Source organism: Stenotrophomonas acidaminiphila (assembly GCF_014109845.1).
GTDB lineage: Bacteria > Pseudomonadota > Gammaproteobacteria > Xanthomonadales > Xanthomonadaceae > Stenotrophomonas > Stenotrophomonas acidaminiphila.
Genome location: NZ_CP043567.1, coordinates 2,658,289 through 2,671,934, shown reverse-complemented (window position 1 = coordinate 2,671,934; position 13,646 = coordinate 2,658,289). Strand labels below are relative to the sequence as shown.

The following is a 13,646-nucleotide window of genomic DNA, read 5'->3' as shown; positions in this document are numbered from 1 at the left end:
GTCGCCTTACTGGGTGACGAAGCTGGTGAACAGCAGGTCGTCGGCGGTCTTCTTGCCGGTCTCGGCCTTCATCAGCTTCTGCACTTCGGCCAGCGCGGCGGCCTGCAGGCGCTCCTTGCCGGCGCGGTCGGCGATCTGCTCGGGCTCGACCTGGGAGAACAGCATCAGCAGCTTGGCGCGGATCGCCGGCGCGTGCGTCTGCAGCGCGGGCAGCGCTTCCGGATCGCGGGTCATCAGCTGCACTTCGACCTGCAGGTAGCGCGGTCCGTCCACGCGTCCGTTGAGGTTGACCACGAACGCCGGGTCGAGCGCGAAGTACTGTGCCGGCGCCGGCGTGGCCGGGGCTGCGGCCTTGGCCTTGGACGGCGCCGCGTCGGCGCGGCCCTGGGTGAAATACCAGACGGCACCACCGGCGCCACCGGCGGCGATCACGGCGATCAGGATGGTCGCCAGCAGCGAGCGGCGCGGCTTGCCGGTGGTGTCCTTGTCCTTGTCCTTGGAAGTGTCTGGCTTGCGGGATTTGTCGGCGGCGGCTGCCACGTTGTGCTCCTCAGGGTTGCTGTCCCTGAACATGCAATACGCGTGCCGCAGCGCAGGCCGGTGGCAATGACGGAAAGTTGACGGGCCAGCGCCGGGGGCGGGCGCCCCGGCGCGCAGGGCCCACGTCCCCGGGGGCCCTGCCTACGACTCAGGCATAGGCGTCGAGCAGGCCGCGCAGACGCAGGGGGCGGGCAGTGTGCTCGGGCAGGGAGCCGGCATCGCCGGGCTCGCCGTCGTGGCCCGTGCCGGCGCCGCCGGCGTTGGGCGAACCGGACTCGGACTGACGGTGGCCGACATCGGCCTGGGCCAGCTGCAGGCCCTGTTCGCCGAGCATTTCACGCAACCGCGGCAGGCCGCTTTCCAGCGCCTGGCGGACCTCGGCATGGGCGCTGGAGAAGGTGGCGTGGACGCGATCGCCCTCCAGCTGCAGCTTCACTTCCACCGGCCCCAGATCGTTCGGGGTGACGCGGATGTGGGCGTGGCCGATCTTCTGGTCGGCCAGCCAGCCGACGCGCGCGCCGATGGCCTCGTCGAAATCCGCGCCCTGCATGTCCACCGGCGCGGACAGCGCCGGCGGGAAGGCCGGCGCCGGGCGGGCGTCGGCCACGGCCGCCAGGTTCTGCAGCAGCGGGCCGAACAAGGCCGCGCCGGCGCCGGGATCCATCGGCGCTGGCGCATTCCCGGCGCCACCGCGTGGCAGCTCCGGCGCGGCATCCAGGCTGGCCAGCTGCGCCAGGACCTCGACGTCGGTCGCGGCCGCGGGGGCGGCGGTGGCGGCGGCCTGCGGGAGGGGGGCTGCCGGCGGTGGCGCGGCTGCCGGTGGCAGCGGGGTGGCCGGCACGGATGTCCCTGGCGCCGGCGTGGCGGCGAACCGCGGCAGGTCGGTGCCGTCGTCGGCGACCGCCGGGGCGGGGGCCGTCGCCGTGGCGGCCGTGGACGCGGCCGGCAGCAGTCCGGCAAGACCGGGCGGCGGCCATTGCGGCGCGTCGGCGTCGCTGTCGTCCTGGCCGCGACCGTCGCCGCTGGCTGCCGGTTTCCCGGCGTCGCCGGCCGCGGGGGCCTCGCTGCCCGGCGGCGTGTCCGCAGGCGCGGCCGGCGCGGCGGCCGGATCGCTGCCGTCACGGCCCTGCGTGTCCGCGGCCGGCTTGGCCGCGGCCTTCGCGCGCGGCGCCGGCTGCGGCGTGGCCTGCAGCAGCGCATCGAAGCCACTGGCCTGCTTGTCGCTGCCGGCGGTGGCCCGCGCGGGGGTGCCCGCCGCGGGCGGCGCGGCGGCCGCGGTGGCGCCCAGGGACAATGGCGTCATGGGGTGTCGTCCTCGCCCGACAGCTGGGCCTGGCGGGCGCGGCGCGCACCCAGGTCGTCCATCTCGCGCTGGTCGCGGCGCTCCTCCACCTGCTTTTCGCGGGCGCGGTAGCTGGCCGCCAGCTGTTCCAGTACCTGCTTGTCGCGGCTGGCCAGCAGCAGCCGTGCGCGCTCGGCATCGACGCGTTCGCGGTTGCGGTCCACGGTCTGGCTCTGTTGCTGCACGGCACTGTCCAGGCGGTCGAGGAACGCGCGCCGGTTCATCAGCTGCGACGGACTGGTGGCGGCCATCTGCGCGCCGGCGTATTCGTCGGCGTAGCGGCGCAGTTCCTCCAGGCGCGACAGGTGCATGTCCAGCGCCTGCTGGCGTTCGGCCAGGGCGCGGGCGACCTCGTCTTCGTGATCCTGCGCACGGCGCAGCAGGGGGTCCAGGCGACGGGATTGCTTCATGGGACGTTCTCGCTTTCGACCAGGCGTTTCAAGGCGGCAAGGCTATGGGGTAGGTCGGCGGCCAGGCTCACGTCCTGGCCGAGGAATTCGAGGATTTCCGGCCAGCGTTCGAGCGCTTCGTCGGTGGCCGCATCGTTGCCGCGCTGGTAGGCGCCGATGGCGATCAGGTCGCGGTTGGCCGAGTAGGCCGCCACCAGCCGCTTGAGCTTGCGGATGCGCAGGCGCCAGGCGTCGTCGGCGATATCCTGGACCACGCGGCTGACCGACGATTCGACGTCGATGGCCGGGTACAGGCCGGAATCGGCGACCCGGCGCGAGAGCAGGATGTGGCCGTCGAGGATGGCGCGGGCCGCATCGGCGATCGGGTCCTGCGGGTCGTCGCCCTCGGTGAGCACGGTGTAGAAGGCGGTGATCGAGCCGCGCCCCTTGGCGCCGTTGCCGGCGCGTTCCACCAGCGCCGGCAGTTTGGCGAACACGCTGGGCGGGTAGCCGCGGGTGGTCGGCGGTTCGCCGACGGACAGGCCGATCTCGCGCTGCGCCTGGGCAAAGCGGGTCAGCGAATCCATCAGCAGCAGCACGTTCAGGCCCTGGTCGCGGAACCACTCGGCGATCGCGGTGGCGCGGTAGGCACCATGCAGGCGCGCCAGCGGCGGGCGGTCGGCCGGCGCGGCCACGACCACGGCGCGGCGCAGGCCTTCCTCGCCCAGGGTGGTCTCGACGAAGTCGCGCACTTCGCGGCCGCGTTCGCCGATCAGCCCGACCACGATCACGTCGGCCGAGGTGAAGCGGGTCATCATTCCCAGCAGCGTCGATTTGCCGACGCCGGAACCGGCGAACAGGCCCACGCGCTGGCCGCGGCCGATCGGCAGCAGCGCGTTGATCGCGCGCACGCCCACGTCCAGCGGCTGGGTGATGGGTTCGCGCGCCAACGGGTTGATCGACACGCCGGCCATGCTGGCGCTGCCTTCGGCACGGATCGGGCCCTTGCCGTCCAGCGGCACGCCGTCGCTGTCGATGACGCGGCCGAGCAGGCCTTCGCCGACCTCCACGCCGCCGTGCCGGTAGGACGGCACCACGCGCGCGTTCGGCAGCAGCCCGTGCAGTTCGGCGCTGGGCATCAGGTAGGTGCGTTCGCTGGCGAAGCCGACCACCTCGGCGTCGACCCAGCCGCCGTCGACCTCGACCTTGCAGGTGGCGCCCATCGGCGCCTCGCAGCCGACCGCTTCCAGGGTCAGGCCCACCGCGCGGCGCAGCACGCCTTCGCGGATCAGGCCGCGCCCGTGGCCCGGTTCGATGTCGATGGCGTCCAGCCGTGCCGCCAGCCGCAGGTTGCGCGCGGCCGACCAGGCCGCGGGTGCCGGCGGCGGCCGGTCGGTCGGCGGGGTATCGGTGAAGGCGGGGCTCATTGGCTGGCTCCGGCCTTGCGCATCACCGTGGACAGGGCCGCGCGCAGGCGTGCCTCCAGGGTGCCGTCGATGCGCACGCTCTCGGCGTGCACGCGCAGGTCGCCGCGGCTCAGGCCGGGGTCGGGGCTCAGGCGCTGGCCGGGTGCCAGCTTCAGCAGCGGCGCCAGCGCGGCGATGTCGTCCGGGTGCAGGCGTACCTCGACCTCGCGGCTGCTGCCGCCCACCGCTTCGAGGGCCTCGTTGACCAGCTCCTGCAGCAGCGCCGGCTCGGCCTGGTAGGCGCGACCCAGCAGTTGCCCGGCCACGCGCACGGACAACTCGCCCAGCGCGGCCACCACCTCGCCTTCCAGGCGCAGCAGCGGGCGGCTGAAGTTGTCCAGGATGCCTTCGATCTGCGCCACCAGCCGGCGTACCTCGGCCTGGCCCTGGGCGAGGCCTTCGGCATGGCCCTCGGCGTGTCCCTGCTCCAGCCCTTCCTGGCGGGCGGCGTCCTGGATGGCCTGTATTTCCTCCAGCGTCGGCGGCTGCAGCAACGGTTCCGGCGGCATGTCCGGCGCATCGGCCGGGTAGCCGTCGGCCAGGTTCTGCGCCGAGGCCTGCGCGGCGGTGAGGTCGGGGGCCATCCAGCGCACGACGGGACTCACAGCATGGTCTCCGCATTGCCACCGATGGTGACCGTGCCTTCATCGGCCATGCGCTTGACGATGGCCAGAATCTCGCGCTGCGCGGCTTCCACGTCGGACAGCTTGACCGGGCCGCGGGCCTCCATGTCCTCGAGCAGGATCTCGGCGGCGCGCTGGGACATGTTGCGGGTGATCTTGTCGCGCACCTTGATGTCGGCGCCGCGCAGGGCCAGGCCCAGGCGTTCGCCGCTGACTTCGCGCAGCACCAGCTGCATCTCGCGGTCGTCCAGGTCCACCAGGTCGTCGAACACGAACATCAGGTCCTGGATGCGGCTGCCCAGCGGCGCATCGACCTGCGCGATCGAGCTGAGGATCGCTTGGTCCTGGCCGCCGTCCATGAAGTTGAGGATGTTGGCCGCGCACTGCACGCCGCCGATGTTGGACGACTTCAGGTTCTGGTTGCCGGCGAACTGGCGCTCCATGATCTCGTTGAGTTCGTTCAGCGCGTTGGGCGGGATGCCGTCGAGCGTGGCGATGCGCAGCAGCACGTCGACGCGGGTGCGCTCGGGCAGCAGCTTCAGCGCTTCGGCGGCCTGGTCGTTCTCCAGGTGCGACATGACGATGGCGATGATCTGCGGATGCTCGTTGCGCACCAGGTCGGCGACCGCGCGCGGGTCCATCCACTTCAGCGTGTCCAGGCCGGTGGTGTTGCGGCCCAGCAGGATGCGGTCGATCAGGTTGTTGGCCTTCTCGTTGCCCAGTGCCTGCACCAGCATGTTGCGGATGTAGTCGTCCGAGCCGACGCTGAGCGAGGTCTTGTTGCCGAGTTCGTTGCTGAACTCGTCCATGACCTGCTGCACCTGCTCGCGGCTGACGTCGGTCAGGGTGGCCATGGCGATGCCGATCTTCTGCACCTCCTTGGGCTCCATATGGCGCAGCACTTCGGCCGCGTCGGCTTCGCCCAGCGACAGCAGCAGCACGGCGGCGCGCTGCACGCCGTTCATGGGCACGATGGACTCAGTCATTGGCCACCCATCCCTTCACCACCTGGGCCACGCGCTTGGAGTCCGAGCGCACCGCCTCGCGCGCCATGCGCAGGCGTTCCTCGTAGGCATCCAGCGGCAACGCCAGCGGCGCCGCGCCGCCCAGCTGCAGGTGGTCGTTGGCCAGCCCGGGCAGTCCGTCGCCGTTGTCGACCAGGTGTACGTCGGCGCGCAGCGGATCTTCGTCCGGCGCGGACAGGGCCTTCGGCGGGCCGGCGATCTGGCGCAGCGCCGGGCGCAGCACGCCGAACAGCAGCGCCAGCACCACGATCGCGCCCAGCACCAGGCGCAGGCCGTCGCGGACCTGCGGCATTTCCCACCACTTGACCGGCTCGACCGGGGTGGCGTCGCGCACGAACGGCGCGTTCATCACCGACACCGTGTCGCCGCGTGCGGCATCGAAGCCGACCGCCTGCTTGACCAGCGCCTCGACCCGGGTGAGTTCGGCGGCGCTGAGCGCCTGGTCGCTGATCTTGCCGTTGCTGCCGGGGCGCGGCACGTGGTCGACCAGCACCGCCACCGACACGCGCTTGACCCGCCCGGCCGGCTGCCGGGTGTGCTGCAGGGTGCGGTCCAGCTCGTAGTTGCGGGTGGCGTTCTTGCTGCTCTCGCTCGGCGTGGCGGCCGTGGCTGGCGCGGCTTCGGCGCCGGGCGGGGTGTTGCTGGCCGCGCCGGGAACGCCCTGCGGCCCCTGGGTGCTGGTGGTGTTCTCGCTGATCTGCTCGCTGCGCACCTTCTGCGGCTCGCCGTTGTACAGCTCGCGTGCTTCCTCGGTGACCGAGAAATCCATGTCCACGCTGACTTCCGGATTGACCCGGCCGGGGCCGGTCATCGGCTCCAGCAGCTCGCGGATGCGCTGGTTGTAGGAGGTCTCCAGGCGCCGCACCTGGTCGAACTGCGCGGCGTTCATGGCCGCATCGCTGTTGGGGTCGGCGATGGTCAGCATGCGCCCGCTCTGGTCGACCACGGTGACCCGTTCCGGCGCCAGGTCCGGAATGCTGGAGGCGACCATGTGCACGATCGCGTCGACCTGGTTGCGCTCCAGCTGCTGGCCGGGGCGCAGTTCCAGCACCACCGAGGCGCTGGCGACATCGCGCTGGCGGGTGAAGGCACTGGGCTTGGGAATGGCCAGGTGCACGCGCGCGTCGCGCACCGGGCGCAGGGTGGTGATGGTGCGCACCAGCTCGGTTTCCAGCGCGTGCTGGTAACGGGCGGTTTCCATGAACTGGCTGACGCCGAAACCGGGGTCGCGCTCCATCAGCTCGAAACCGAGCCGGCCGCTGTCGGTCAGGCCGGAGCCGGCCAGCTTGAGGCGGGCGTCGTGGATGTTCTTCTCCGGCACGCTGATCGCGCCGGTGGACGCATCCAGCTCGAACGGGATCTGCGCGGCGCGCAGCAGGTCGGTCGCCTCGGCGGTCGCCTTCTGGTCAAGGCCGGTGTACAGCGGCGCCATCGGCGACTTCTGCGCCCAGAAGAACACGAACAGGCCGGCGGCCACGGCGATGCTGATCATCGCCATCAACCCCAGCCGCCGGGTGATCTGCAGACTCTGCAGCCGGTCGAACCAGGCGCCGGCCTTTTCCGAATTGAGTGAATCCTTGGACAGCGCGAGTGCCATGGCGACCGGTTCCTTACAGCGGCATGTTCATCACGTCCTGGTAAGCCTGGACGAGACGGTTGCGGACTTCCACGGTGGCGCGGAACGCCAGCTGGGACTGCTGCGACGCGACCATGACCTTGGCCAGGTCGGCGCCGGGCTCGCCGCGCTCGAAGGCGGCGGCCAGTGCGCCGGAGACCTGCTGGGCGCGGTTGACGTCGGCCAGTGCGCCCTGCAGCGTGTCGGTGAAGCTGGCCACCGGCGCGCTGGCGGGGCGGACTCCGGCCAATCCTTCGATGGCATTGCTGCGCGCGACGTCGGCGGCCGGCAACGGCTGGCTGGCCTGGGTCTGGTAGCTGCGGATCTGGGACAGGATGGAATTGACGGAGTGGGACATCGACAAGGTTCCGGAACAGGGGAGTGCTGCCTGTTCATGTGCAAGTCGCGTGCCGGAACCCACAGGCTGGGAAAACCGCGGGATGACGCCTGCGGACGCGCGCGGCGGCGGCCCGGGCGACGGTTTTCCGTCGGCGGAGCCGGAGAACCGTGGTGCCAGCGATACGGAGGAAAAACGAGAGCCGGATCGAAGTCATCGGCGACGGGAAGCCGGCACCGGGGCCGGCGGGCGCGCACAGGGCGCCGGTGCTGCCGGCGCCGCCGCGCGTATTCATCCGCGCATTCAGGGCAGCCAGGCAGCCTGCCACTGCGCCAGCCCGGCGTCGGCCAGCATCCAGTCGCGGTGTACCGCCGCACGCAGCGCGTCGCCGGCGTCGGCACGGGCGCCGGCGTCGGCCAGGTGCGCGCGGATCGCCGCGATCCAGTCGCGGTGGCGGTTGCGCACCCGGGTCACCGGCAGGCTTTCGTCGCGGTAGGGGCCGACGTCGCTGCAGACCACCGGAACCGCGCAGGCGCCGTACTCCAGCAGGCGCAGGTTGCTCTTGCACTCGTTGAAGCGGTTCTGCTCGAGCGGCGCGATCGCCAGGTCCAGGTCGAGGCGGGCCAGGTAGCGCGGATACGCTTCGATGTCGACACCGGGATGGAACTCGGCCACGTGCGGGCGCAGCCGTTCCGGGCACATGCCGAAGAACACCCAGTCCACTTCCCCGGCCAGTTCCGCCACCACGTCGGCCACCATCTCCAGGTCGCCGGTATGGCCCACGCCGCCGGCCCAGCCCACCCGCGGCCGCGTACCGGTGCCGCGGCGCGGTGCCGGCAGGCCCTTCCACCAGCCCGGCGGCAGGCGGTTGTGGGCGATGCGGATGTCCGGGTGCAGGCCGGCAAGGGCCTCGGCCAGCGCCGGGGTGGAGACCACGACCCGGTCGACCCGTGCGAACGCCTGCCGCAGGGTGCGCAGAATGTCGCGCGGCATGTGTTCGCGATGCGCGCTCTTGGCCGGCAGGTTCGGCAGGTAGTCGTCCAGCTCGTAGATCTTCAGCGCACGCGAGAAGCGCGGCATGCGCCGCATGCGTTCCAGGTCCTCGTCGGAAATCCGGCGCTGCAGCACCACCACGTCGGGATCGATGCGTGCCTGTTCGACCGGGTCCAGCAGCGTGGCGTAGAGCGCGCCCTCGGCATGGCCGGCGCCGCGCAGCGCCTCGAACGGCTGGATCACCCGGTACTGGCCGCTGCCCCACGGGTCGGCCGGATGCGCGAGCACGCGCGGGATCGGCCGCCACGGCAGCGGCTGCCAGGAAAAGTCCGATTCGCCCAGGCTGAAGCCGCCGGTCACGTCCAGCCGCAGGCTCGGGTTGTAGGCCGGGTCGTGGGCGAGCGCCGGCAGCCAGCGCCCCAGCAAGGCGTCGCTGGCGGCGTCCGGCAGCGGTGCCGCCTGCACCGAATGCAGCAGCAGCGCGTGCGGGGTCCACACCGTGAGGCAGCCACGCTGGCGTGCGCGCAGGCACAGGTCGACGTCGGCGCCGGCGTCGGCGAAGGCGGCATGGTCGAAGCCGTCCAGTTCGGCGAACAGCGCCTTGCCGACCAGCAGGCAGCTGTCGGCCACGGCCGAATAGTTCTGCGCCACCTGCAGCCGGTGCAGGTAGCCCGGGGCGTCCATCCGCGCGCCGGCGAAGGCGCGGCCGCCGCAGTCCCGCAGGCCGGGCACCAGCCCGGCGTGGGTGATCGCGCCATCGGCGGAGATGGTCTTGCCGCCGACGATCCCCACTTCCGGACGCAGCCCGTGGTTGAGCAGTTCGTGCAGCCACTGTGGCTGCAGCGCCGCCACCTCCGGGCGCAGGAACAGCAGGAACTCGCCGGCGGCCTGGGTGGCGGCCACGTTGCAGGCGGCGGCGTGGGCCAGCGGCGGGTCGAAGGCGAACGCGCGCACCCGGCCGGCGGCCAGCGCCTCCACCTGCTGCATCCACTGGCGGACGTCGGCGCTGGCGCCGTTGTCGACCAGCAGCAGCTCGTAGTTCGGATAGGCGGTTTTTTCCAGCAGCGACACCACGCAGCGTTCCAGCGTGGCCAGCGTGGTGTCCGCCGCGACCACCAGCAGCATCGAAACCGCCGGCTGCCGGTCGTGGCCGTAGTCGATCCGGTGCAGGCCGTCGCCGGCGCTTTCCAGCGTCGCCGCGGCATAGCCGCGGGCGTGCAGATGGCGCAGGATGACGCGCCGCTGCGCCTGCGCGTCCAGGCGCGGCGGCGCGCAGGCCAGCAGCGGCTCGGGCAGGTGCACGATGCCGTCGAAGCCGTGCTTCTGGATCAGGCGCAGGATCAGGTCCAGTTCCGCGGCGTCGCCGGCGTCCGCATCGAACCCGCCGGCCGCGCGCACCGCATCGCGGCGGAACACCCAGTGCCCGGCCAGCATCGCCGGGTTGCCGAGCAGCAGGTCGAGGTTGAGGTCGGGGCGCAGCGCCGGCGCCAGGTCGGCCGGGCTCGCGCGGTGCCATTCGTCGGCGAAGACCGCGCGCAGCCCGTCGTCGGCCACCGCCAGCTGCAGCAACAGGCGGATCATGCCGCCGGGGGTGAACGTCGCCTCGGCATCGACATGCAGCAGCCAGTCCACGTCCCAGTCCGCACACAGCGCTTGCAGCGGCGCTGCGGACGCGGCATCGCCCAGCCACTGGATCGCATGCACGGTGGCCGGCGGCGCGTAGCGGGGCGGCGGCGCGCCGGTCGCCCTGACACTGATCCGCGCGGCCAGTTCCGCCGGCAGGAACGCCAGGCTGGACAGGATGCGGCGCATCGCGGCGGGGTCGCCGCCGGCGCGGATCGCCACCCCCAGGCGGCCGGGCCGCCCATGGCCGGCTACGAACTCGCGCGCGATCCGCAGCTGCGCGGCATTGGGACGCCGGCGGCCATGCCATGCCCGCAACGGGTGCGTGGCGTGCGCGATGGCCAGGGCCTGTTCCAGGGCCTGGCCCAGGTCGATCCGCGCCGCCGGCCGCGTGCCGTCCAGCGGGGCGACCGCGACCTGGCGGGTGTCCCCGCCGCGGTACCAGCCCAGGGCGCGGATCGCCTGGCGGAACGCGTCGTGGTGGTCCTGGCCGATGCCGGGGGTGTCGCGCCCGTGCTGGCTGAACTGGTGCCGGGAGATGCGGAAGCCCAGCAGCGGGCGGCAGCTCATCGCCACCGGGCCGCTGCGCATCAGCTTGACGTACATCGCCAGGTCGGCAACCCAGGCGATGCGGGTGTCGCCGAGGAACGGCAGCCGGTCGCCCAGCGCCAGCACCTGCGCGCGCCGGCACATCGCCGCACTCGGTTCGCCGAGGAAGTTGAGCGTGTGGTCGGCGAGGAAATCGACCAGGTCGTGGCCGTCGATCAGCACGTCCTCGGTCGCCGGGAAGGCGGTCGCCAGTTCGTCGCGGATCAGCCCGGAGCGCTCGTCGATCAGGTGGCGACGGGCGAAGGCCAGGGCCAGCCCAGGAACACGCGCGAAAGCGTCGACCAGGGTGGCGATGCAGTCGTCGTACAGCACGTCGTCGTCGTGCAGGAACTTGATGAACTCGCCGCTGGCCAGGGCGATGCCGCGCGCGGTACTGCCGGTTTCGCCCAGGTGCGAAGGGTTGCGCGCATAATGCACCGGGAAATCGACCCGCGCGGCGAATGCCTGGACGATGTCCCTGACGCGATCGCCCCTGGAGTCATCGCAGACCACCAGCTCCAGCGGGCGATGGGTCTGCCGGCGCACGCTCTCCAGCGCATGCGGCAGCCATGCCGCCTTGTAGGCGGGCATCACCACGCTGACCAGGGCGTTGGCGGGGGAAGCATTCATCGGGCGTGGGTTCCGGCAAGGGTGGCGTGTATCCGCTCCACCAGCCGCTGCGCATTGCGGGCGTCGTCGTGGCGGAAGAACAGGCGGCGGGCGGTGCGGTAGCGCTCGTCGGGCGCGAAGCCAGGCGCCGACAGGCGCGCTTCCAGCGCATCCAGCAGGGCGTCGAAGGTGGTCGTCACCGGCCCCGGGAACGCCAGGTCCAGGTCGTACAGCAGGCCGTTCTGGCGCTCGCGGTAGTCGTCCAGGTCGTGGGCAAAGCCGATCACCGGCAGGTCCAGGCACAGCGCGTCGATGTAGACCGAGGAGTAGTCGGTCAGTACCAGGCTGCTCTCGCGCAGCAGCGGCGCGATCTCCTGGAAGTCGGCGTGGCCAAGGTCGACGATGGCATCGCCGTCGGCGTGGCGCGCCAGGCCCGGCTCCGCCCTGGCGGCCGTCACGTAGTGGCCGCGGAATCCCAGTACCGCATCGTGGCGCCGCAGCAGGCGCTTCAGCTGCGCCACTTCGGCGTCGCTGAAGGCATAGTCGCGCTCGCCTGCGGCGCTGGCGTCGCGGTAAGTGGGCGCATAGAGCAGCAGCCGGCGGCCGCGGCGCAGGGCGCGCACCCGCGCCAGCTCGGTGCGCAGCGTGGGCGGCAGCTCGGCCTCGGGCATGCGCAGGAAATCGGTGCGCGGCAGTCCGGTGACCCAGACGTTGGCCGGCGGAATCGGATGGAAGATCGCCGCCATCGCATTGGCATCCACTTCCGATGACGCCACCAGCCCGGCGTAGAAGCGGCGCTCGCGGCGGCGGAAACGGTCGCGGTCGCCGTGCCGGCGCTGGCCGGGGTTGGCCAGCGCGAACAGCCGTTTGAGCGGAATGCCGTGCCAGAGGTTGACCACCAGCCTGCGGCGCAGTGCCGGCCGCGGCGCGCCATGGCCGCCGTCGCGCCAGGCCAGCGACATGTCCAGCGCGGTCGAGTTGGTCAGCAGCAGGACCCCGCAGCGGGCCAGTTCCAGCAGCCCGGCCAGGGTGTCCAGCGCCACGATCCGCACGCGCGCCGATTCCTCGATGCCGCGGGGGCGATGGCCGCCGCGCACGAATATGCGGATCTGCACGCGCGGGTCGTCGCGTACCTGTTCGTACACCGCACGGGCGTTCTCGATGAACTGCCCGCGCTTGAGCGGGTGATCGAAAAACGCCCAGCGTTCACTGCGCTTGGGCAGCACCCAGTCCAGCACCCGCCACAGCACCAGCAGGGGTACGCCCAGCCGGGCATCCACGATCCGGCGGTGGCGCAGCGATGGGCGTGTCCCGGGCCGGGTCATGCCGCATGCATGCGCAGCTGCGCAACGATCAGGTCGCAGACCCGGTCGACCTCGGCGGAGGCGAGGTCCGGGTGGATCGGCAGGCACAGCACGCGGCGTGCGGCGGCGTGCGCGACCGGCAGGTTGCCCGGGGTTGCCGAGGGCAGGCCCCGGTACATCGGGAACTCGCTGATCAGCGGGTGGAAATAGCGCCTTACCAGGATGTTCTGCGCGCGCATGAGCTGGTAGAGCGCATCGCGGCTGATCGGGAAATCCTCGTCGATCATCACCGGGAAGTAGGCATGGTTGCCCATGTCCCGGCTGACTTTGGGCAGGCAGTGCAGGCCGCGGATCGCGGACAGGCGCTGGCGGTACTGCGCATCGATCTCGGCACGCCGCGCCAGGGCACGGTCGATGTGCCGGAGCTGCAGCAGCCCGAAGGCGGCGCTGACCTCGTGCATCTTGCCGTTGATGCCGGGGGCGACCACGGTGGTCTCGTTGACGAAGCCGAAGTTCTTGAGATGGTCGATGCGCTGCTTGGTACGCGCGTCCGGGCACACGATGGCGCCGCCTTCGAAGGTGTTGAACACCTTGGTGGCGTGGAAGCTGAGGATCGACAGGTCGCCGTGGCGCAGCACGCTGCCGCGCGTGTCGCGCACGGCAAAGGCGTGCGCCGCATCGTAGATGACCTTCAGGTTGTAGGTGTCGGCGATGCCGGCGATGGCCGATACGTCGCAGGGCGTGCCGTAGCAGTGCACCGGCATGATCGCCGTGGTCTGCGGGGTGATCGCCGCCTCGATCTTGGCCGGATCCAGGTTGAGTGTCTCCGGGTCGATGTCCACGAACACCGGCTTGACGCCGTTCCACAGCAGCGAGTGCGCGGTGGCCACGAAGGAATAGGGGGTGGTGATGACCTCGCCGGTGATGCGCAGCGCCTGCAGCGCGGTGACCAGGGCCAGCGTGCCGTTGGCGAACAGGGCGATGTGCTTGACCCCGAGATAGCTGCACAACGCCTTCTCCAGAGCCTGGTGCATGCTGCCGGCATTGGTCAGGATGCGGCTTTCCCAGATCCGCTCCAGGTACGGGATGAACTCCTCCAGCGGTGGCAGGAGGGGGCTGGTGACGTGGACGGGCTTGGTTTTCATCCAGGGCTCGGGTTCGGCATGCCTGCGCGGCGCCTGGTTGCGATGCA

General features: G+C 71.6%; 11 protein-coding genes. All 11 read right to left on the bottom strand.

The features are described 5' to 3' along the window. Nucleotides 1-6: 6 nt before the first annotated feature. On the bottom strand, nt 7-540 hold the full coding sequence (locus F0P95_RS12210) for a flagellar basal body-associated FliL family protein (RefSeq protein WP_232528683.1): 534 nt from the start codon (nt 538-540) through the stop codon (nt 7-9). A 148-nt stretch (nt 541-688) separates the two neighbouring features. Continuing rightward, the gene (locus F0P95_RS12205) at nt 689-1,843 is read right to left on the bottom strand and encodes a flagellar hook-length control protein FliK (protein WP_182334449.1); all 1,155 of its coding nucleotides are present in this window, start codon (nt 1,841-1,843) and stop codon (nt 689-691) included. Beyond that, nucleotides 1,840-2,292, bottom strand: a complete 453-nt coding sequence (gene fliJ, locus F0P95_RS12200) for a flagellar export protein FliJ (protein WP_182334448.1) — start codon at nt 2,290-2,292, stop codon at nt 1,840-1,842. Before fliJ ends, F0P95_RS12205 begins: the two co-directional genes overlap by 4 nt. Continuing rightward, on the bottom strand, nt 2,289-3,698 hold the full coding sequence (locus tag F0P95_RS12195) for a FliI/YscN family ATPase (RefSeq protein ID WP_182334447.1): 1,410 nt from the start codon (nt 3,696-3,698) through the stop codon (nt 2,289-2,291). The genes fliJ and F0P95_RS12195 overlap by 4 nt, the downstream gene beginning before the upstream one ends. Continuing rightward, nucleotides 3,695-4,342 carry a FliH/SctL family protein gene (locus F0P95_RS12190; protein ID WP_182334446.1) on the bottom strand — a complete coding sequence of 216 codons (648 nt, stop codon included), beginning with the start codon at nt 4,340-4,342 and terminating at the stop codon, nt 3,695-3,697. The genes F0P95_RS12195 and F0P95_RS12190 overlap by 4 nt, the downstream gene beginning before the upstream one ends. Beyond that, nucleotides 4,339-5,325 carry a flagellar motor switch protein FliG gene (gene fliG, locus F0P95_RS12185; RefSeq protein ID WP_054665809.1) on the bottom strand — a complete coding sequence of 329 codons (987 nt, stop codon included), beginning with the start codon at nt 5,323-5,325 and terminating at the stop codon, nt 4,339-4,341. Before fliG ends, F0P95_RS12190 begins: the two co-directional genes overlap by 4 nt. A 13-nt stretch (nt 5,326-5,338) precedes the next feature. Further along, nucleotides 5,339-6,982 carry a flagellar basal-body MS-ring/collar protein FliF gene (fliF, locus tag F0P95_RS12180; RefSeq protein WP_182334445.1) on the bottom strand — a complete coding sequence of 548 codons (1,644 nt, stop codon included), beginning with the start codon at nt 6,980-6,982 and terminating at the stop codon, nt 5,339-5,341. A 13-nt stretch (nt 6,983-6,995) separates the two neighbouring features. Then, nucleotides 6,996-7,358: a flagellar hook-basal body complex protein FliE gene (gene fliE / locus F0P95_RS12175; protein ID WP_182334444.1), complete on the bottom strand. Its 363-nt coding sequence runs from the start codon at nt 7,356-7,358 to the stop codon at nt 6,996-6,998. Nucleotides 7,359-7,640: 282 nt separating this feature from the next. Beyond that, complete coding sequence (locus F0P95_RS12170) at nt 7,641-11,171, bottom strand: glycosyltransferase (protein ID WP_425515866.1); 3,531 nt, start codon at nt 11,169-11,171, stop codon at nt 7,641-7,643. Further along, entirely contained in the window at nt 11,168-12,475 is a 1,308-nt protein-coding gene (locus tag F0P95_RS12165; RefSeq protein ID WP_182334443.1) for a CDP-glycerol glycerophosphotransferase family protein, read from the bottom strand. Before F0P95_RS12165 ends, F0P95_RS12170 begins: the two co-directional genes overlap by 4 nt. Next, nucleotides 12,472-13,599: a DegT/DnrJ/EryC1/StrS family aminotransferase gene (locus F0P95_RS12160; protein WP_182334442.1), complete on the bottom strand. Its 1,128-nt coding sequence runs from the start codon at nt 13,597-13,599 to the stop codon at nt 12,472-12,474. Before F0P95_RS12160 ends, F0P95_RS12165 begins: the two co-directional genes overlap by 4 nt. Nucleotides 13,600-13,646 lie beyond the last annotated feature (47 nt).

Excerpts from the sequence above, each read along its gene's own strand:
- F0P95_RS12205 (WP_182334449.1), bottom strand. The coding sequence starts at position 1,843 with ATGACGCCATTGTCCCTGGGCGCCACCGCGGCCGCCGCGCCGCCCGCG.
- fliJ (WP_182334448.1), bottom strand. The coding sequence starts at position 2,292 with ATGAAGCAATCCCGTCGCCTGGACCCCCTGCTGCGCCGTGCGCAGGAT.
- F0P95_RS12195 (WP_182334447.1), bottom strand. The coding sequence starts at position 3,698 with ATGAGCCCCGCCTTCACCGATACCCCGCCGACCGACCGGCCGCCGCCG.
- fliG (WP_054665809.1), bottom strand. The coding sequence starts at position 5,325 with ATGAACGGCGTGCAGCGCGCCGCCGTGCTGCTGCTGTCGCTGGGCGAA.
- fliF (WP_182334445.1), bottom strand. The coding sequence starts at position 6,982 with ATGGCACTCGCGCTGTCCAAGGATTCACTCAATTCGGAAAAGGCCGGC.
- fliE (WP_182334444.1), bottom strand. The coding sequence starts at position 7,358 with ATGTCCCACTCCGTCAATTCCATCCTGTCCCAGATCCGCAGCTACCAG.
- F0P95_RS12170 (WP_425515866.1), bottom strand. The coding sequence starts at position 11,171 with ATGAATGCTTCCCCCGCCAACGCCCTGGTCAGCGTGGTGATGCCCGCC.
- F0P95_RS12165 (WP_182334443.1), bottom strand. The coding sequence starts at position 12,475 with ATGACCCGGCCCGGGACACGCCCATCGCTGCGCCACCGCCGGATCGTG.
- F0P95_RS12160 (WP_182334442.1), bottom strand. The coding sequence starts at position 13,599 with ATGAAAACCAAGCCCGTCCACGTCACCAGCCCCCTCCTGCCACCGCTG.